General features: G+C 59.5%; 21 protein-coding genes and 1 tRNA gene. 5 read left to right on the forward strand and 17 right to left on the reverse strand.

The window, feature by feature from the left end:
• Positions 1 to 33: 33 nt before the first annotated feature.
• The 5 genes from ABWL43_RS23170 to pstB all read left to right on the forward strand — a co-directional run bounded on the left by ABWL43_RS23170 (position 34) and on the right by pstB (position 6,054).
• Complete coding sequence (locus ABWL43_RS23170; RefSeq protein WP_262209762.1) at positions 34 to 2,031, forward strand: PAS domain-containing protein; 1,998 nt, start codon at positions 34 to 36, stop codon at positions 2,029 to 2,031.
• Between the two features lie 307 nt (positions 2,032 to 2,338).
• Positions 2,339 to 3,355: a phosphate ABC transporter substrate-binding protein PstS gene (gene pstS / locus ABWL43_RS23175; protein ID WP_119737129.1), complete on the forward strand. Its 1,017-nt coding sequence runs from the start codon at positions 2,339 to 2,341 to the stop codon at positions 3,353 to 3,355.
• Positions 3,356 to 3,410: 55 nt separating this feature from the next.
• Positions 3,411 to 4,406 carry a phosphate ABC transporter permease subunit PstC gene (pstC, locus tag ABWL43_RS23180; RefSeq protein ID WP_404488480.1) on the forward strand — a complete coding sequence of 332 codons (996 nt, stop codon included), beginning with the start codon at positions 3,411 to 3,413 and terminating at the stop codon, positions 4,404 to 4,406.
• Positions 4,403 to 5,275: a phosphate ABC transporter permease PstA gene (pstA, locus tag ABWL43_RS23185; protein WP_145165349.1), complete on the forward strand. Its 873-nt coding sequence runs from the start codon at positions 4,403 to 4,405 to the stop codon at positions 5,273 to 5,275. The genes pstC and pstA overlap by 4 nt, the downstream gene beginning before the upstream one ends.
• The gene (gene pstB, locus ABWL43_RS23190; RefSeq protein WP_404484612.1) at positions 5,275 to 6,054 is read left to right on the forward strand and encodes a phosphate ABC transporter ATP-binding protein PstB; all 780 of its coding nucleotides are present in this window, start codon (positions 5,275 to 5,277) and stop codon (positions 6,052 to 6,054) included. Before pstA ends, pstB begins: the two co-directional genes overlap by 1 nt.
• Positions 6,055 to 6,263: 209 nt before the next feature.
• On the opposite strand, the gene ABWL43_RS23195 is transcribed toward pstB, so the two are convergent.
• The 17 genes from ABWL43_RS23195 to ABWL43_RS23275 form a co-directional block, all read right to left on the reverse strand.
• Positions 6,264 to 6,339 (reverse strand) — tRNA-Lys (locus tag ABWL43_RS23195).
• A 63-nt stretch (positions 6,340 to 6,402) separates the two neighbouring features.
• Positions 6,403 to 7,080 (reverse strand): 7-cyano-7-deazaguanine synthase QueC, encoded by a 678-nt coding sequence (queC, locus tag ABWL43_RS23200; RefSeq protein ID WP_404484615.1) that lies wholly within the window; start codon positions 7,078 to 7,080, stop codon positions 6,403 to 6,405.
• Between the two features lies 1 nt (position 7,081).
• Positions 7,082 to 7,729: a 7-carboxy-7-deazaguanine synthase QueE gene (queE, locus tag ABWL43_RS23205; protein ID WP_145165353.1), complete on the reverse strand. Its 648-nt coding sequence runs from the start codon at positions 7,727 to 7,729 to the stop codon at positions 7,082 to 7,084.
• A gap of 164 nt (positions 7,730 to 7,893) precedes the next feature.
• Positions 7,894 to 8,727: a tol-pal system protein YbgF gene (gene ybgF, locus ABWL43_RS23210; protein ID WP_404484619.1), complete on the reverse strand. Its 834-nt coding sequence runs from the start codon at positions 8,725 to 8,727 to the stop codon at positions 7,894 to 7,896.
• 6 nt (positions 8,728 to 8,733) lie between these two features.
• Complete coding sequence (pal, locus tag ABWL43_RS23215) at positions 8,734 to 9,234, reverse strand: peptidoglycan-associated lipoprotein Pal (protein ID WP_003209827.1); 501 nt, start codon at positions 9,232 to 9,234, stop codon at positions 8,734 to 8,736.
• A 55-nt stretch (positions 9,235 to 9,289) separates the two neighbouring features.
• Complete coding sequence (tolB, locus tag ABWL43_RS23220) at positions 9,290 to 10,570, reverse strand: Tol-Pal system beta propeller repeat protein TolB (RefSeq protein ID WP_152745290.1); 1,281 nt, start codon at positions 10,568 to 10,570, stop codon at positions 9,290 to 9,292.
• A gap of 17 nt (positions 10,571 to 10,587) precedes the next feature.
• Positions 10,588 to 11,661: a cell envelope integrity protein TolA gene (gene tolA, locus ABWL43_RS23225; protein WP_056858573.1), complete on the reverse strand. Its 1,074-nt coding sequence runs from the start codon at positions 11,659 to 11,661 to the stop codon at positions 10,588 to 10,590.
• Positions 11,661 to 12,113 (reverse strand): protein TolR, encoded by a 453-nt coding sequence (gene tolR, locus ABWL43_RS23230; RefSeq protein ID WP_161635741.1) that lies wholly within the window; start codon positions 12,111 to 12,113, stop codon positions 11,661 to 11,663. Before tolR ends, tolA begins: the two co-directional genes overlap by 1 nt.
• A gap of 23 nt (positions 12,114 to 12,136) precedes the next feature.
• Positions 12,137 to 12,832, reverse strand: a complete 696-nt coding sequence (tolQ, locus tag ABWL43_RS23235) for a protein TolQ (RefSeq protein ID WP_404484624.1) — start codon at positions 12,830 to 12,832, stop codon at positions 12,137 to 12,139.
• 1 nt (position 12,833) lies between these two features.
• Positions 12,834 to 13,289: a tol-pal system-associated acyl-CoA thioesterase gene (ybgC, locus tag ABWL43_RS23240; protein WP_071484353.1), complete on the reverse strand. Its 456-nt coding sequence runs from the start codon at positions 13,287 to 13,289 to the stop codon at positions 12,834 to 12,836.
• A 139-nt stretch (positions 13,290 to 13,428) separates the two neighbouring features.
• A complete protein-coding gene (gene ruvB, locus ABWL43_RS23245) occupies positions 13,429 to 14,487 on the reverse strand; it encodes a Holliday junction branch migration DNA helicase RuvB (RefSeq protein ID WP_003193867.1) in 1,059 nt (352 codons plus the stop codon).
• A complete protein-coding gene (gene ruvA / locus ABWL43_RS23250) occupies positions 14,488 to 15,099 on the reverse strand; it encodes a Holliday junction branch migration protein RuvA (RefSeq protein WP_025854761.1) in 612 nt (203 codons plus the stop codon).
• 67 nt (positions 15,100 to 15,166) lie between these two features.
• Positions 15,167 to 15,691, reverse strand: coding sequence for a crossover junction endodeoxyribonuclease RuvC (ruvC, locus tag ABWL43_RS23255; RefSeq protein ID WP_016975450.1), 525 nt, complete (start codon positions 15,689 to 15,691; stop codon positions 15,167 to 15,169).
• Positions 15,692 to 15,848: 157 nt separating this feature from the next.
• Positions 15,849 to 16,595 carry a YebC/PmpR family DNA-binding transcriptional regulator gene (locus ABWL43_RS23260; protein ID WP_262209769.1) on the reverse strand — a complete coding sequence of 249 codons (747 nt, stop codon included), beginning with the start codon at positions 16,593 to 16,595 and terminating at the stop codon, positions 15,849 to 15,851.
• A 150-nt stretch (positions 16,596 to 16,745) separates the two neighbouring features.
• Positions 16,746 to 18,521: an aspartate--tRNA ligase gene (gene aspS / locus ABWL43_RS23265; RefSeq protein ID WP_056858570.1), complete on the reverse strand. Its 1,776-nt coding sequence runs from the start codon at positions 18,519 to 18,521 to the stop codon at positions 16,746 to 16,748.
• A 107-nt stretch (positions 18,522 to 18,628) separates the two neighbouring features.
• The gene (locus tag ABWL43_RS23270) at positions 18,629 to 18,850 is read right to left on the reverse strand and encodes an FmdB family zinc ribbon protein (protein WP_017139808.1); all 222 of its coding nucleotides are present in this window, start codon (positions 18,848 to 18,850) and stop codon (positions 18,629 to 18,631) included.
• 169 nt (positions 18,851 to 19,019) lie between these two features.
• Entirely contained in the window at positions 19,020 to 19,361 is a 342-nt protein-coding gene (locus ABWL43_RS23275; protein ID WP_145165355.1) for a ribbon-helix-helix domain-containing protein, read from the reverse strand.

Here is a 19,361-nt window from a genome sequence, read left to right on the forward strand (position 1 = left end):
ACGGCCCATTTACTCCCACTCGGCCAAACTCAAATGAATACCACTGTCGGGATCGGCTCAGAGCCAAGCGAGCTGGCCGCCACCGGCTTGGGCAGAAGCGAAGCGTTCACCGAGCGCGTTCTGGCCAGCATCAACGATTGCATCAAGGTTCTGGACCTCGACGCCCGCCTCACCTTCATGAGCGAAGGCGGCATGAAAATCATGGAAGTCAGTGACTTCAACGCGATTCGCGGCTGCCCCTGGCCCGACTTCTGGCAGGACAAGGGAAACGCGGATGCCAAGGCTGCCGTACAGGCCGCCAAAAACGGTGAAAGCGCAAGTTTCATCGGCCCCGCCGAGACGCTGGCCGGCAACCTGAAATGGTGGCATGTGCAGGTCAGCCCGATCCTCGACCGTGACGGCCGGCCGGAACAAATCCTCTGTGTCTCGCGTGATATCACTGCCCTGCGTGAAGCCGAAGAGTCCCTGCGCACACTCAACGAATCCCTTGAGCAAAGGGTGATGGAGCGCACCCGCGATCGCGATCGTATCTGGCGCCTGTCGCCGGACCTGATGCTGGTCGCCCAGCTTGACGGCGTTATCTCCGCGGTGAACCCGGCCTGGACACGCATGCTCGGCCACACCGAACACGACTTGGTGGGCAGCCAGCTGCTGGACTTGGTGCACCCGGAAGACCTCGCGGTCTCCTCCTCGGCGGTCAGCCGCCTGGGGGACGGCAAGAATTTTCCCAATTTCAAGAACCGCTACCGTCACCAGGACGGCAGCTACCGCATGATCGCCTGGACCGCCGTGCCCGACAGCGACTACATCCACGCGGTGGGCCGGGATATCCAGGCCGAAGAAGAAGCCAAGGAAGCCCTGCGTCTGTCGGAAGACGCCCTGCGTCAGTCGCAGAAGCTTGAAGCAATCGGCCAACTCACCGGTGGCGTCGCACACGATTTCAATAACCTGCTGACGGTGATCAAGTCTTGCGCTGACTTGCTCAAGACGCCTTCTTTGAGCGAAGTGCGGCGCATCAAGTACGTGGAAGCCATCGCCAGCACCGTGGACCGCGCCGCGCGCCTGACCGCCCAACTGCTGACCTTCGCGCGCCGCCAGGCGCTGCGTCCGGAGGTTTTCAACGTCGGCGACAGCGTGTTGCGCGTGGGCGAAATGATGGACAGCCTGACCGGCTCACGCGTCAAGGTCACCATCGAGGTGCCGCAGGAACCCTGCTTTATCAACGCCGATGAAAGCCAATTCGACACCGCCCTGGTGAATATGGTGGTCAATGCCCGGGATGCCATGGCCGGCAACGGCCAATTGGCGATCAGGGTGGCAACCGCTACGTGGCTGCCTTCAGTGCGTGCCCACCCGGTGCGAGTCGCCGAGTACGTGACGATTGAGTTGAGCGACACCGGATCGGGCATTGCTCCGGAGAAGCTCGACGCGATCTTCGAACCCTTCTACACCACCAAGGCCATCGGCCAGGGCACCGGGCTGGGCTTGTCGCAGGTGTATGGCTTTGCCAAGCAGTCGGGCGGTGAAATCCTGGTGCGAAGCGAGTGCGGCAAAGGCAGCCAGTTTATGTTGTACCTGCCCAAGGTCGAAGCCGGTTTGATGCCCGTCATCCAGGACAGTCACGACGTACCCATCGCCTCTGACCTGTGCGTGCTGATGGTTGAGGACAATCCCGACGTCGGCCTCTACACCTCGCAGACCCTGGAACAGATGGGTTTCAAAGTGCTTTGGGTCGCGGACGCCAACAGCGCGCTCGAGGCCCTTGCGCCGAACCCGGAAAGCTTCCAGGTGGTGTTCTCCGACATTTCCATGCCGGGCATGAGCGGACTGGAATTGCTCGATGCGCTCGAAGCCCTCTACCCGTGGCTGCCGGTGGTGCTCACCACGGGTTACAACGACGAATTCGCACGTATCGCCAAGGAAGAGGCCCAGCGCTTTGTGCTGTTGCAAAAGCCCTACTCCACCGAAGCATTGGCCGTGCTCTTGCAAAAAGTCGTCAAGAGTCGCCTGAACCTCACCGCACAAAGCTAAGCCTGAGACGGGGCCGCACCGGCCCCGTCTCTAAACACTTCGATTAAGCAGTTCCTCTGCAACAATCAAAAACCATCCCGCACCCCGGCACTGCAACCAAAACCCGCAAAACCAACCCTTAACCCGTGCCGACACCGCGACATTGAAGCTGGACGAGGGCAAGTCCGCGTTCACCGGCGCAAACATTTCTAAATGTTTCTTCATAAAGCCAAACCGTCATTAAACAGACATATCTCAGGAATTAAATCGTCACGTCTTAGACAGGTGGACCTATCCCACTTAACCCTTCCCTTGAGGTGTTGTCGTGATGTTGCCGACTAAAAAAAGTCTGTCTGTTCTGTTCGCCGCCCTGTGCCTGAGCGGCGTGGCCCACGCCACTGACGTTACCGGTGCCGGTTCCAGCTTCGTCTACCCGGTGCTGTCGAAGTGGTCGCAGGACTACAGCAAGAACTCCAGCAACCGCATCAACTACCAGTCGATCGGCTCCGGCGGCGGTATCGCCCAAATCAAGGCCGCCACCGTGGACTTCGGCGCCTCCGACGCCCCGCTGTCCGCCGACGAGCTCAAGGCCGGCGGCCTGGGCCAGTTTCCCAGCGTGATCGGCGGCATCGTGCCGGTGATGAACGTGGAAGGTATTGCGCCGGGCCAGTTGAAGCTCGACGGCGACGTACTGGCGAAGATCTTCCTTGGTGACATCAAGGCCTGGAACGACCCGGCCATCGCCGCGCTCAACCCGGGCTTGAACCTGCCGGTGGCAAACATCACCGTGGTGCACCGCTCCGACGGTTCAGGCACCTCGTACAACTTCACCAACTACCTGGCCAAAGTCAGCGACAGCTGGAAAACCAAGATCGGTTTCGGCACCACTGTGCCGTGGCCGGTGGGTGTGGGCGGCAAAGGCAACGAAGGCGTTTCGGCCTACGTGAAGCAGATCAAGAACTCTATTGGCTTTGTGGAATACGCCTACGCCCTGCAGAACAAGATGACCTACACCCAGTTGAAGAATGCGTCGGGCAAATTCGTCAAACCTGACGCCAAAGCGTTCCAGGCAGCCGCGGACACCGCCGACTGGGCCAACGCCAAGGACTTCAACCTGATCATGACCAACGCCCCAGGCGAAGGCGCGTGGCCGATCACGGCGACCACCTGGATCATCATGTACAAGCAGCCCAAGAATGCCGAGCAAAGCCAGGCGGCGTTCAGCTTCTTCAAATGGTCGCTGGAAAAAGGCCAGCAACAGGCAGCAGCGCTGGACTATGTAGCCCTGCCGGACTCCCTGGTGTCGCGCATCGAAGGTTACTGGAAGTCTGACTTCGCCAACTGATTCGCCCTACAACCGCCTTGCTCAGTGATTGAGGAAGGCGGTGAGCACATCTGATATGAACGACACCGTCCACCCGCTGGTTATGAGTACTCACGCAGGCGCCACCGCGGGCGACCGCCGTGCCACCCGCGATCAACGCCACGATTTGTGGTTCAAACGCTCGATGTTCGGCGCAGCCATGCTGGTGTTGGTGCTGCTGGGTGCCATTGCGGCCTCGACCCTGTGGGGCGGCGGCCTGGCGTTCAAGACCTTTGGCTGGAGCTTTATCACCAGCACCGAATGGGATGCAGTGAACAACCATTTTGGTGCTGTGGTGCCGATCTACGGCACCTTGGTCACCTCGTTTCTGGCCTTGCTGATTGCGGTGCCGGTGAGCTTTGGCATTGCGATTTTTCTTACCGAAGTCGCGCCGCCCTGGCTGAAGATGCCGGTCGCGTCGGCGATTGAACTGCTCGCCGGTATCCCCTCGATCATCTACGGCATGTGGGGCCTGTTCGTGTTCGGGCCGTTCATGGCCGAACACCTCTCGCCCGTGATCAATGACTACCTGGGCGCCCTGCCCTTTGTTGGCTCGCTGTTCCAGGGCCCGCCGCTGGGAATTGGCATGCTCACTGCCGGCATCGTGCTGGCGGTGATGATCATGCCGTTTATCACCTCGGTGATGCATGAGGTGTTTCGCAGTGTGCCCACGCCGTTGAAGGAATCGGCCTACGCGCTTGGCAGTACTACCTGGGAAGTGGTGTGGGACATCGTCTTGCCCTACACCCGCTCGGCCGTCGTAGGCGGGATCTTTCTCGGCTTGGGCCGCGCCCTCGGCGAGACCATGGCCGTGACCTTCGTACTGGGTAACGCGCAACAGTTTTCCGCGTCCCTGTTGATGCCCAGCAGCTCGATCGCGTCCGTCATCGCCAACGAATTCAGCGAGGCGTACACCGACCTGCATCGCTCCGCGCTGATCGCCTTGGGCTTCTTGCTGTTTATCGTGACATTCGTGGTGCTGGCACTGGCGCGCCTGATGCTGATGCGCCTGTCGCGTAAGGAAGGGTTATGAACACTCACGAACGCCTGTACCGCCAGCGCGCGCTTAAAAACGCCGTGGCCATGTTCCTCAGTTGCGGCGCTACCGCCTTTGGCTTGCTGTGGCTGGCGTGGATACTGCTGACTACCCTGATCAATGGGTTCCAGGCGCTCAACCTGCGCCTGTTTACCCAGATGACTCCGCCACCCGGCACCGAAGGCGGGCTGGCCAACGCGTTTTACGGCAGCGCGCTGATGTCCGGCATCGCGCTGTTGATCGGCACGCCCATCGGGCTGATGGCGGGAATCTGGCTGGCGGAGTTCGCCCGCCACTCGCGCCTGGGCACCACGGTGCGGTTTATCAACGACATCCTGCTGTCGGCGCCGTCGATTGTGCTGGGCCTGTTTATCTACACCGGCGTCATCCTGCCGCTGAACCTGCTGACCAACCATCAGGTCGGGTTTTCCGCCATCGCCGGTGCCCTGGCCCTGGCGCTGTTGGTGATCCCGGTAGTGGTGCGCACCACCGATGAAATGCTCCAACTGCAACCTTCGACCATGCGCGAAGCAGCCCTGGCATTGGGTGTACCGCAATGGAAGCTGACGCTGCAGATTGTGTTGAGAGCGGCCAAGGCCGGCGTCGTCACCGGCATCCTGCTCGCTCTGGCGCGGATCACCGGGGAAACCGCACCCTTGCTGTTCACCGCCTTCGGCAATCAGTTCTGGAGCAGCAACCTGCTCAAGCCGATTGCCAGCGTACCCGTGGTTATTTTCCAGTACGCCATGAGCCCGTTCGATGACTGGCACGCGCTCGCCTGGGCGGGTGCACTGGTGCTGACGCTGTTCGTGCTGGTGCTGAGCCTGACATCCCGCCTGATTCTTTTACGCAATAGGTCTCACTGATGGACGTTACCGGCATTGCTCACGAAAAAACCAAAATCCAGGTGCGCGGGTTGGAGTTTTTCTACAACAACCAACGTTCGCTGAACGCCATCGACATCGATATCCCGGAAAAACGCATCACCGCCATCATCGGCCCTTCAGGCTGCGGCAAATCCACCTTGCTGCGCGTGTTCAACCGCATCTACTCGATGTACCCCAAGCAGGAAGCCCGTGGCGAAGTGCTGCTCAATGGCGAAAACATCCTCGCTCCCGGCTACTCGATGAATCGCCTGCGCAGCCACGTGGGCATGGTGTTCCAAAAGCCGGTGCCGTTTCCGATGTCGATCTACGACAACATCGCCTACGCCGTGCGCCACCACGAAAAGCTTTCCCGCCGTGAAATGAACGATCGCGTCGAACAAGCCCTGCGCGGCGGCGCCCTGTGGGATGAGGTGAAAGACAAACTCAACCAGAGCGCACAGAGCCTCTCCGGTGGCCAGCAACAGCGATTGTGCATCGCACGCACCATCGCGCTGCGCCCGCAAGTGTTGCTGCTGGACGAGCCGACCTCAGCGCTCGACCCCATTTCCACCGGGCGCATCGAGCAATTGATTACGGAGTTGAAGACGCAGTACACGGTGATCATCGTGACCCACAACATGCAGCAGGCCGCACGGGTGTCGGACAACACCGCGTTCATGTTCATGGGGGAATTGATTGAGTACGGCAAGACCGACCAGATCTTTACCACGCCGAAGATGAAGCAGACAGAGGACTACATTACCGGGCGGTTTGGGTAACCGCTCGGCGTGGCAAAGCATTGGGGCTTGGTGGCGGGCTCAGTCCGAGCGGGCTGAGTTTACGTATTGTTCGATGCACAGGTCGCGATAAGTCTGTACGTCAAGGACGCGCAGTAGAGCCTGGCGTCGCAAGGCCCAAATCACAGGCAAAAAAAAACCCGGAAATCCTCACTTGCGTGGGCCTTCCGGATTTTCTAAACCGCCAAAAATGGTGGGTCGTGTGGGATTCGAACCTACGACCAATTGGTTAAAAGCCAACTGCTCTACCAACTGAGCTAACGACCCGCTGTGTGGTGGCGCGTATAATACTGATTTCTAAGGATTATTCAACACCTTATTTTAAATAAATCAGAAATAACGCGTAGGGTCAGTAATTCCGGCCGCTTGGAAGCCTTCTGCGCGCAGTCGGCAGGCGTCGCATTTCCCACATGCACGGCCGTCATCGTCTGCCTGATAGCAGGAAACAGTCAGCGTGTAATCGACGCCAAGTCCTACACCAGTCTTCACAATGTCCGCCTTGGTCATGTTCTGCAGCGGCGCCTGAATACGGAAGCCCTGCCCCTCTACGCCGGCCTTGGTGGCCAGGTTGGCCATGCGCTCGAACGACTCGACGTACGCTGGCCGGCAGTCCGGATAGCCGTTGTAGTCCAGCGCGTTGACGCCGATGAAGATGTCGCGAGCATTCAATACTTCAGCCCAACCCAGGGCCAGGGACAGAAACACGGTGTTGCGCGCTGGCACGTAGGTCAGCGGAATGCCTTCACTGGGCGCCTCGGGCATGTCAATGCTGCTGTCGGTGAGCGCGGACCCGCCGATGCCATTGAGGTTGAGGCCGATCACCTTGTGTTCGACCACGCCCATGTCACGGGCCACGCGCGCGGCGGCGTTCAGCTCGGCGCGGTGGCGCTGGCCGTAGTCGAAACTCAGGGTGTAGCAGCTGAAGCCTTGGGCGCGGACCATGGCCACCAGGGTGGCGGAGTCCAGACCGCCGGAAAGCAGGATAACTGCACGCTTGTGATCAGCCATATCAGCGCCCCGGCTCGTCATTCCACAGGTATTTGTGCAGCTGCAACTGCAGGCGCACCGGCAGGTTGTCCGCCACCACCCAGTCAGCCAGGTCGCGAGCGTTCAGGTCGTGATGGCTTGGAGAGAACAGCACCTCGCCTGCACGACGGTCCAGCCCGTACTGGATCAGCTTGGAAGCCGCCCAGTCATAATCGTCGCGGGAACAGATCACGAACTTGACCTGATCGTTGGCGGTCAGCAGGTCCATGTTGGCGTACAGGTTGCGGTGCGCCTCTTTGGAGCCAGGGGTCTTGAGGTCGACCACACGGCTGACGCGCGGATCCACGGCCGAGATGTCCAGGGCGCCGCTGGTTTCGAGTGAAACCTCGTAACCGGCGTCACACAGCCGCTTGAGCAGCGGGATGGCATTGGGCTGGGCCAGGGGTTCGCCGCCCGTCACACAGACGTAGCGCGGCTTGAAGCCGGCAACCTGTTCGATGATGTCGTCCAGGGTGCGCACGGTGCCGCCGCTGAAGGCGTAGGCGCTGTCACAGTATTGGCAACGCAAGGGGCAGCCGGTCAGCCGTACAAATACAGTAGGCAGGCCAGCAGTGCGCGTTTCACCCTGTAACGAGTAAAAAACTTCGGTAATACGTAATGTGTCTTGCATAGTCGCCACGGGCGTAACAGCTAAACAGGCTGTCCGCCTCCGTCAGGCACTTCAAGGAATTGCGCAAACGCGTAAACCCCAGGAAGCGTGTTTCATAAAAGGGCGTGGATTCTAACGAAAAAACCCGCGCCAGGCGCGGGTTTCTTCTAAACGGGAAGCATCGCTTACAAACGCTGCAGGTCCCGCTGGGCCAACTGGGCAGCGGAGGTACCCGGATACTGGGCAACCACCTGCTGCAGAATGCCTTTGACCTTGTCGGTGTGACCCAGGCGGCGTTCTACGTCAGCGAGTTTGTACAGCGAATCAGGCACCTTGGCGTGCTTTGGGTAAAGCTGGCTGACCTTGGCAAAAGCCTGGCCTGCACCTTGCAAATCACCCTTGGCCAAGTTGACCTCGCCCAACCAGTACTGGGCATTGCCCGCGTATTGGCTGTTCGGGTATTTGCGCAGGAATGCGGTAAAGGCCTGGCTGGCCTTATCGAAATCCTTGGCTTTGATCAGGTCGAAGGCTGCATCGTAATACAGCTTTTCCTTCGCCGGATCACCCGGTTCGCTGCTGGCGGCAGGGGCTTGGCTTGCCGCCGCGGCCCCCGCTGCTGCACCACCGGCTGCGCTTGGTGCGCCACCGGCAGAAGAATTATCAGGAGTGACGGCAGGTGTAACGCCGGCTCCAATGCGTCGGTCAAGATCCTGGTAACGCTCCAGGCCTTCTTGCTTAAGCTGGTTCACTTGATTCTGCAGAACTTCAATCGTGCCTTGTTGCTGCGACAATTGATCCTGCATGCGTTGCAGCTGGTTGAACAGCTCGCCCTGTGCCGAGGGAGCAGACGTAGCCGCTCCCCCAGCATAGGCGCCGTTCGTGCCATAACCCGCTGGCGGATAACTGCTCCCGCTATTGTTATAGCCAGAGTTGCTATCTTCCACAGGAACCGCAGCCCACACCGCAAGCGGTGCGAGGCTGAGAGCCAATACAGTTAGAGCACGACGGCACGTTCGCATGACGAATTACTTACGCAGTTCGACGCGACGGTTTTGAGCCCAGGACTGCTCGTCGTGGCCAGTAGCAACTGGACGCTCTTTACCGTAGGAAACCAGTTCCAGTTGGCCTGGAGCAACACCTTGCAGTACCAGGTAGCGCTGAACGGCTTTCGCACGACGCTCGCCCAGTGCCATGTTGTACTCACGAGTACCACGTTCGTCAGTGTTACCTTCCAGAACAACGCGAGCGCCGTTAGCTTTCAGGTCCTTCGCGTGAACGTCCAGAGCGCGCATGGCTTCTGGCTTCAGGTCCGAACTGTCGTATTCGAAGTAGAAAGTGGTGATAGCGCGCAGAGCAGCTTCTTCGCTCAGGGAGCCGTCAACTGCACCAGTGTTAGCGCCGTAACCAGCGTTTGGATCAACAGCTGCGCCTTCACCGGCATTGTCGCCGCCTTTAGACGAGCAACCAACGGCTACGGACAGAGCCAGAGCCAGAGCAGCAAACTTACCAAACTTCAGCATTTCCATCGTGAAACTCCTAATGAACCCCAGTGTGTTAAGTACTTCTTTTTGTAGCGCCGCGTCAGTTCAGGTAAGGGGACCAGGACGGTTCTCTGACTTCGCCTTGAGCGGTAGGAAGCGGGAGCCTTACGCGTCCATTAATGGACACGAGCATCAAGACTCCCCGGCCCTGCTGGCGGGTGGCGTAGATTACCATGGTGCCGTTGGGCGCAACAGTAGCTGACTCATCAAGGTTGGTATCTGTGAGGATTTTTACGGTTCCGCGCTGCAAATCCTGGGCCGCAACCCGGAAATTAGTGAAACCATCCTGACGGTGAATCATCACCAACGTCTTTTCATCAGCCGAAAGCTTAGGGTTGGCATTGTAGTTACCAATAAAGGTCACGCGTTCTGCGCCACCGCCACCTACGCTTGTTTTGTAGATTTGAGGCTTGCCGCCACGGTCGGAGGTGAAGTAGATGGTCGAACCATCCTTACCCCAGAACGGTTCGGTGTTGATGCCCGGGCCGCTGGTAACACGGCTGATCTGGCGCGAAGCCATGTTCATCACGTAGATATCAGGGTTGCCGTCTTTGGACAGTACGAACGCCAGGCGCGAACCATCCGGCGACCAGGCTGGCGCACCGTTGAGGCCTTCAAAGTTGGTGATCTGCTCGCGACGACCGGTATCGATGTGCTGAACGAAGATACGTGGACGACGCTGCTCGAACGATACGTAGGCAATACGCTTGCCGTCCGGCGCAAAGCGCGGCGACAGGATTGGCTCACGCGATTGCAGCAAGGTCACAGCGCGTGCACCGTCGTAGTCCGAACGCTGCAAGGTGTAACGAGTGTTGTCTACAGAGAAACGCTCAGCCGTTACATACAGCAGACGCGTCGAGAACGCACCCTTGATACCGGTGAGCTTTTCAAACGACTGGTCGGAGATGTAGTGCGCCATGTCCCGCAGTTGTTCGGCGGTGCCCGAAACGCTGCCGGTCAAGACCTGCTGCTCGGTGGCCACGTTGAACAACGTGTACTGGATCTGCAGGCGACCGCCGGCCGGCGTGATGTTGCCGACCATCAGGTACTGGGCGCCCACTGCCTTCCAGTCACGGAACACAACTTCGCTGGCCTGGTTAGGCTGGCTGATCATGTTGCCTTTCGGAATCGGCGCGTAGTAACCGGAGTTGCGCAGGTCGTCACTGACGATCTGGGCCATGTCGTCCGGCAGCACGCTGCCGCCCTGCCAGCCGAACGGTACTACGGCAATCGGGGTGGCCCGATCGCTACCGCTGGTAACCAGAATGTTCTTTTCATCCGCCGCCGCTATCCCTGCCATACAGCAAATAACGACAAGCATTCCTCGAAGAAGGTTTCTCACAAGGCTAGATCCTCAGGTGTGAATGTCATCTTGAATGAACGATAGGGAGCGAAGTCGCTTGGTTTCATTCCCTGCATCTCGGTCAACCGGCCAATGTTCTTGACCGCGGCAACCGCCGAACTGTCGAACGAACCGTCACCACTGGACTTGGCCACGCTGACCGAAGTCACCGTACCGTCCGGCAACATGCCGATCTGCAGCACTACTGTCATGCCTTTGCGTGCCGAAGGTGGACGTGTCCAGCCTTCCGCTGCCCGTGCCCGAATCAGGTCGTCGAAACTGCCCGCGACTTCATCACCACGTTCATCGGCCAAGGCTTGCTGACGCTGCGGCGTGTCGGAAAGCAAATCTGCCAAGGCCTGGGCCTTTTTCTCTTCGGCGGATTTACGTGCTGCTTCCTGGGCCTTTTTCTTGCTGGCGTCGGCGGCAGCTTTCTTCTTCGCGTCGTCGGCGACTTTCTTCTTCGCCTCGTCTGCTTCAGCTTTTTTCTTGGCGTCTTCGGCGGCTTTCTTCTTCGCGTCTTCGACTATCTTTTTCTTGGCTTCTTCAGCGGCCTTTTTCTTGGCCTCTTCTTCAGCAGCTTTTTTGGCTTCTTCTTCAGACTTCTTCTTAGCTATATCAGCCAATTGTTTCTCTTCGGCTTTTTTAGCTTCGGCAGCTTTGTCGGCTTTCTTGGCTTCATCAGCCTTTTTCGCCTCGTCAGCTTTCTTGGCTTCGTCAGCCTTTTTCGATTCCTCGGCCTTTTGAGCCGCCTCTTCTTTCTTTTGTTCCGCAGCAGCCTTCACCGCTTCCTGCTCGACCTTCTTCTGTTCCATCTGTTCGACTTCAGTCTGGCGCGCAGCCGACTTCTGGGCCTCACCCGCAATCTTCTGATTGGTCTGGGTGGTGGCCTGACTTTTCGATTTCAGCTGATACAGGGTCGCCTGCACGATCGGCTTGGCTGGCGGCAGGTCCGGGGTCATGGCAAAGCTGACGAACAGCATGCCAAACACCAGGACGTGCAGGGCAATTGCCCAGACGCTAGGCCAGAAGTAGCTTTCCGAGGCGGACGGCTCTCGCTGTTGCTGCATCAGGGCGCCTCGGTAATCAAGCCAACGTTACCCACGCCGGCCTTCTGCAGCCCACCCATGGCGCCCATGACGGAACCATAGTCGACCACTTTATCGCCGCGAATGAACACCTGGGTGTGCTTGCCGCCTTCGTTGCCGGCCCGGATGATCTTGGTCACGGCATCGGTCATCTGCGGCAAGGTCATGGCCTTGTCCTGCTGTTTCTGGGTGTCGACTTCGCTGCCAAGGTTCCAGTAATAGGTCTTGTCAGCCTTGATCGAAATGGTCAGGACCTGAGTGTTGTTGTCTTGCGGCAAGGCTTCGCTGGAAACCTTGGGCAGATCAACCTTCACGCCCTGATTGAGCATCGGCGCGGTCACCATGAAGATGACCAGCAGCACCAACATCACGTCGATGTAAGGCACTACGTTCATCTCGGCGACCGGCTTGCGCTTTTTGCGAGCTCGAGCGATTAAAGCCATTGGGAATTACCTGCTTATTCTTCGCTGGTGTGCACTTTACGGTGCAGGATCGCCTGGAATTCATCGGCGAAGGTGTAGTAACGGCTGATCAAGGTCTCGCCGCGCGCGGCAAAACGGTTGTAGGCAATTACTGCGGGGATAGCAGCGAACAGGCCAATCGCGGTGGCGACCAGGGCTTCGGCGATACCCGGGGCCACGGTGGCCAGGGTCGCTTGCTGGGCCTGAGCCAGGCCACGGAAGGAGTTCATGATGCCCCACACCGTACCGAACAGGCCGATATACGGGCTCACGGAACCGACGGTGGCGAGAAACGGCAGGCTCTGCTCCAGCTTCTCTTCTTCGCGGGAAATCGCGACGCGCATGGCACGGGCCACGCCTTCCATGACCGCTTCCGGGTCAACGCCCGGTTGCTGGCGCAGGCGGGAGAATTCCTTGAAGCCGGCGCGGAAGATCTGCTCGACGCCCGAATCCGGGTCCGGGTTGCTGCCGGCCTGACGGTACAGCTTGGACAGGTCGATACCCGACCAGAAGCGCTCTTCGAAGCTCTCCAGGGCACGTCGACCGGCACGCAGCAAATTGCTGCGCTGAAAAATCATGACCCAAGAGGTAACCGATGCGGCTACCAGGACCAGCATCACCAGTTGAACCACGACACTGGCATTGCTGACCAGGCTCCACATGGAGGAATGGTCGACGACGGTAGGTTCCACGCTAAATCTCCTGCTTTGATTGTTTACCCGCGCCGCTTACGCCGGCAAAGGCCGCACGTAGAGCTTCGGGAATGGCCCGGGGTTTCAAACTATTGGTGCGCACACAGGCCACCAGGAACTGCCCCTCACAGAGCAGCGTTGCATCCGTTGCCCGCCTGACCTGCTGTTTAAAGCGCAGGCTGACACGGTTCAATTCGATTACTTCAGCGCTGACCAGTAACTCGTCGTCCAATCGCGCCGGTGCGTGGTAACGCGCCTCGCTGGAATGCACGACGAATAACAGGTCCTCCCCTGCCAGCTGGGATTGGGCAAAGCCCAGCTCCCGTAGCCGCTCGGTTCGAGCCCGCTCCATGAACTTGAGGTAGTTGACGTAATAAACGATGCCGCCGGCATCGGTGTCCTCGTAATAAACGCGACAGCGATGTGCGAACGACTGATCCCCGTTTTGCGCGCGCATACTCTAGTGCTTACTCCTCAGGTTGCCAATCCGGCTGGGCAACTGTTTTTTCATTCTCTGAAACATTTGCAGCAACTGAATGACGCTACCAGCCACTAGGACAGCACAAACCTCAGATAAATCGACTGACGTGAGCTTTTTAATCGTCCACTGCATCCAGGAATTCGTCTACTACAGGCATCTCGCCCAATCGTGACGGAATGTTTAACCCGAAGTGCAGATAAGCATGACGCGTCACCACCCGCCCCCTTGGCGTGCGCATGATGTAACCCTGCTGGATCAGGTACGGTTCCAGCACATCCTCAATGGTATGACGCTCCTCGCTGATCGCCGCCGCCAGGCTGTCCACACCCACCGGGCCGCCGTCGAACTTCTCGATCATGGTCAAGAGTAGACGTCGATCCTGATGATCGAAGCCATGTTCGTCCACATCCAGCAGGTTCAACGCTAAATCGGCCACGGCCTTGGTGATGTGCCCCTTGGCGCGCACTTCAGCAAAATCGCGCACACGTCGCAGCAAACGGTTGGCGATCCGCGGCGTGCCTCGCGCTCGACGGGCGATTTCAAACGCGCCTTCCGGGTCGAGCGGCAAGCCCAGGATGCTCGCCGAACGACTGACAATCGTCGCCAGGTCTGCGGTGCTATAGAACTCTAGACGTTGAACAATCCCGAAACGGTCTCGCAGCGGGTTGGTCAGCATGCCCGCGCGGGTGGTCGCGCCCACCAGGGTGAACGGCGGCAGGTCGAGTTTGATCGAGCGGGCCGCCGGGCCCTCGCCGATCATGATGTCGAGCTGAAAATCTTCCATGGCCGGGTACAGCACTTCTTCGACGATGGGCGACAACCGGTGAATCTCGTCGATAAACAGCACATCGTGCGGTTCAAGGTTGGTCAGCAAGGCCGCCAGATCACCCGGACGCTCCAGCACCGGGCCGGAGGTGGACTTGATCGACACGCCCATTTCCTGGGCGATGATGTTCGCCAGCGTGGTTTTACCCAGCCCCGGCGGGCCGAAGATCAAGGTGTGGTCCAGGGACTCGCTGCGCCCGCGCGCGGCCTGGATAAACAACTCCATTTGCTCGCGCACGGTGGGTTGGCCGATGTATTCAGCCAGGCTCAGCGGGCGGATGGCCCGGTCCTGGACTTCTTCACGGTCGCGCGGGCCAGTGGCCGCGATCAGACGATCAGCTTCAATCACTTAAATCATTCCCTTCAGGGCTCGGCGGATCATGTCTTCGCTGCTCAGGTTCTTGTCCTTGATGGCCGATACGGCTTTGCTCGCTTCCTGCGGCTTGTAGCCCAGGGAGATCAACGCGCTGACCGCGTCGCTCTCGGCGCTGGCGACCTGGCCTGCCGGCATGTCCGGCTGGTTCGGCACCAGGGCAAACATGCTCGGTACCACTTCCCAGGCCTTGAAGCGGTCCTTGAGTTCCACCAGCAGACGCTCAGCGGTTTTCTTGCCGACACCCGGCACCTTGGTCAACGCCGAGGTGTCCTGGGCCGACACCGCGCGCACCAGCTCATCAACTTCCAAGCTCGACATCAACGCCAGCGCAAGCTTTGGCCCCACGCCATTCAAGCGGATCAGCTCGCGGAAAAAGTCGCGGTCGCGCTTGCCAATGAAACCGTAGAGCAATTGCGCGTCTTCCCGTACCACCAAATGGGTGTGCAGGGTCAGCGGCTCGCCGACCGACGGTAGGCGATACAGGGTAGTCATGGGCACTTCCAGCTCATACCCCAACCCATTGACATCCAGAATCAGGTGCGGCGGCTGTTTCTCAGCCAGGGTGCCGCGCAAGCGTCCAATCACGGTTCAGATCCTTAAAGCTTGGGGTCAGATTGAGGCCTGACCGGAAATAACGATTGCGCTGATGCTATCAGAGACGCAGCCGGCCGCCACGACTGCGTGCCGTGCCCAGGCCGTGCGGCAGCAAGCTTGAGCGCGTGTGCGCATGGCAAATGGCAATGGCCAGGGCGTCGGAGGCGTCGATTTGTGGCTTTGAGGTGAGCTTGAGCATGTGCATGACCATCATCTGCACCTGTTCCTTATTCGCCGCACCAGTGCCGACCACGGCCTGTTTGACCTGGGTGGCGGTGTACTCGGCGATTTCCATGCCCTCCTCCGCACCGGCGACAATCGCCGCGCCACGGGCCTGGCCAAGCTTGAGCGCGGAGTCGGCATTTTTGGCCATGAAGACTTTTTCGATGCCCATGGTCACCGGCCCGTAGGTCTGGATCACTTCACGCACGCCGCGATAGACAATCTGCAGGCGCTCGGCCAACTCGCCCGCACCGGTGCGAATGCAGCCCGAGGCGACGTAGACGCAGCCGCGCGGGGTCTGTTGCACCACGCCAAAACCGGTGATGCGCGAACCGGGGTCGATACCTAGGATTAAAGTCATAACGCCTGCGGGTTGGGTAAAACACAATATTTGCGGCCAACATCGATCAACTGTGGGAGCTGGCTTGCCTGCGATGCAAACACCTCGGTGCTTCTGCTAAACCGAGGTGACGCTGTCGCAGGCAAGCCAGCTCCCACAGTTTGATCTACATCATCCTTCAGACCAGCTGTGCAGCCACGTCTTCCGGGATGTCGGCGTTCGAGTACACGTTCTGCACGTCATCCAGGTCTTCCAGCATATCCAGCATCTTCAGCACCTTCTGCGCGCCGTCCAGGTCCAGTTCGGCGCTGGTGGTCGGCAGCATCACGATTTCCGCGTCGGTGCCTTTGAAACCTGCCGCTTCCAGGGCGTTGCGCACCGCATAGAAGCCGGCGAAGGAAGTGAACACGTCGATGGAGCCGTCTTCGTTGGTCACCACGTCGTCGGCGTCAGCCTCCATCGCAGCTTCCATCAGCGCGTCTTCATCCGTACCCGGCGCAAAGGTGATCTGCCCTTTGCGCTCGAACAGGTAGGCCACCGAACCGTCGGTGCCCAGGTTGCCGCCGCATTTGCTGAACGCATGGCGCACGGCTGCCGCAGTACGGTTGCGGTTGTCGGTCATGCACTCGACCATCACCGCCACGCCGCCCGGGCCGTAGCCTTCGTAGCTCAGCTCGACCATGTCGTCGGTGTCGGCGGCGCCGGCACCACGGGCCACGGCGCGGTCGATGATGTCGCGGCTCATGTTCGCGCCCAAAGCCTTGTCCAGCGCCAGGCGCAGACGCGGGTTGGAGCCCGGGTCACCACCGCCTTGGCGGGCAGCAACGGTCAGCTCGCGAATCCACTTGGTGAAAATCTTGCCTTTCTTGGCATCCTGACGCTCTTTGCGGTGCTTGATGTTCGCCCACTTGGAATGGCCAGCCATAACACAACTCCGAAATTCTCTAGAAACCTTATCAATCCCGCCCCAGGCAGGATTTTCCTCTTGAAAGCACAACCCTTGTAACGCAAAGGCGCATCCGAAGATGCGCCTTTTTAGACTGCGTAAACCTCAGTGCGCTTTCACGCAGCAGCCTTACTCAGCCTTTGGCGTCTCGCGCAGACGGATGTGCAACTCGCGCAGCGCCTTGGCATCCACCACGCCCGGAGCCTGGGTCATTACGTCCGCAGCACTCTGGGTTTTCGGGAAGGCGATCACTTCACGGATCGACTGGGCGCCGGTCATCAGCATTACCAGACGGTCCAGACCGAATGCCAGGCCGCCGTGCGGCGGAGCGCCGTACTTCAGGGCATCGAGCAGGAAGCCGAATTTCTCTTCCTGTTCCGCTTCGTTGATGCCCAACAGGCGGAACACCGCTTGCTGCATCTCTTTGCGGTGGATACGGATCGAACCGCCACCCAGTTCGGTGCCGTTCAAAACCATGTCGTAGGCACGCGACAACGCGCCTGCCGGGTTGGCTTCCAACTCTTCAGGCGAGCACTTCGGTGCAGTGAACGGGTGGTGCAAGGCGCTGAAACTGCCGTCGTCGTTCTCTTCGAACATCGGGAAGTCGACGACCCACATCGGTGCCCACTTGCAGGTCAGCAGGTCCAGGTCGTGGCCCAGCTTGATCCGCAGCGCGCCCAGGGCTTCGCTGACGATCTTGGCTTTGTCGGCGCCGAAGAACACGATGTCGCCGTCAACCGCACCGACGCGATCGAGGATCGCGTTCAGGTTGTCCAGCGGAATGTTCTTCACGATCGGCGATTGCAGGCCGTCAACGCCATTGGCGCGCTCGTTGACCTTGATGTACGCCAGGCCCTTGGCACCGTAGATGCCGACGAACTTGGTGTAGTCGTCGATCTGCTTGCGCGGCATGCTCGCGCCGCCAGGCACGCGCAGGGCGGCGATGCGGCATTTAGGGTCGTTGGCCGGGCCGCTGAACACCTTGAAGTCGACTTCCTTGAGCTGGTCGGCCACGTCCACCAGTTCCAGCGGGATACGCAGGTCTGGCTTGTCGGAACCGTAGCGGCGCATGGCTTCTTCGAAGGTCATGTGCGGGAACTCGCCGAATTCCAGGTCCAGCACTTCCTTGAACAGGTTGCGGATCATTTGTTCGGTCAGGCCCATGATCTCTTTTTCATCGAGGAAGCTGGTCTCGATGTCGATCTGGGTGAATTCCGGCTGGCGGTCGGCGCGCAGGTCTTCGTCGCGGAAGCACTTGGCGATCTGGTAGTAACGGTCGAACCCGGCCACCATCAGCAGTTGCTTGAACAGTTGCGGCGATTGCGGCAAGGCGAAGAAGGAACCGGCGTGGGTACGGCTCGGCACCAGGTAGTCACGCGCGCCTTCCGGGGTGGCCCGGGTGAGGATCGGCGTTTCGACGTCGAGGAAGCCGTTTTCGTCGAGGAAGCGGCGGATGCTGGTGGTCATGCGCGAACGCAGGCGCAGCTTCTCGGCCATTTCCGGACGACGCAGGTCCAGGAAGCGGTAGCGCAGGCGAGTTTCTTCGCCGACGTCGGAGTATTCGTTGAGCGGGAACGGCGGGGTTTCCGACTCGTTCAGCACTTCCAGCTCGTAACCCAGCACTTCAATCGCGCCGGACGCCATGTTCGCGTTCACGGCACCGGCCGGACGCAGGCGAACCTTGCCGGTGATTTTCACAACGTATTCGCTGCGCACACGGTCGGCGGCGGCGAAGCTTTCAGCGCGGTCCGGATCGAACACCACCTGGGCCAGACCATCACGATCACGGATATCGAGGAAGATCACCCCGCCGTGGTCACGGCGACGGTGAACCCATCCGCACAGGGTGATTTCCTGACCATCCAGGGTCTCGTTCAGTTGGCCGCAATAGTGGCTGCGCATCATGATAGTGGTTTCACTTCTCGTAATTCGAATTTCGGTGGAGGCTCGCCTCGTCACCGTACAGTTAAGCAGGGGACGGATAATGCAGGAGCCTGCGCGTAGAGTTCAACTCAGTCTGCTTTGTCGCCGCCCGCCAGATTCTTCTTGGCGCCGGTCTTGAAGTCGGTCTCGTACCAGCCACCGCCGCTCAGGCGAAAGCCCGGCATGGACAACATCTTCTTCAGCTCAGGTGCCTGGCAGGCAGGGCAATCGACCAGCGGCGCTGCGCTGATTTTCTGAATGGCTTCCAACTGATGACCACAGGAAGCACATTGATAATCGTACATGGGCATGGAGATGTCTCGGCGATCAGATCATTACTGCGCTGCACCCGCCCTGTGGGTAAAGACCCGGCACGCGCAGCAAAGCGCGGGATTATATCTGGTAAATCGAAGCAGCGCAGCCGGCTTTCTGCCCCAGGCCTTGCCCGCCCGGGCAGCGGGCCGGCCCGGTGCCGCCTGGCTAGTCAGGGTGGTGCGACGCCGTACTGCCTTTTAATACGTGAACCACGCACACCACCCTGACCAAGCCACTGAAGTTCTTCACTCCTCCGTAACGCAAATGCACTTCCCGATCGACATAAGACAGCAATGCGCTGACTGAGCAGGCATTGAGCCTGGCTATCTCCGTGAGGATATTCCAATAGATCTGCTCGAGCCGCAGGCACGTGGAAAACCCGTTGAGTCTGACCGACCGGGACAATGGCTTGGCCAGTCCCATATCGAACCCTTTAGCAAAAGGATCGACTTTTATCTTATGAAAACCACAGGTTTCCATCACTCCACTACCCACTCCGCGTGACAT

This window comes from Pseudomonas sp. HT11 (genome assembly GCF_044875395.1).
Lineage (GTDB): Bacteria > Pseudomonadota > Gammaproteobacteria > Pseudomonadales > Pseudomonadaceae > Aquipseudomonas.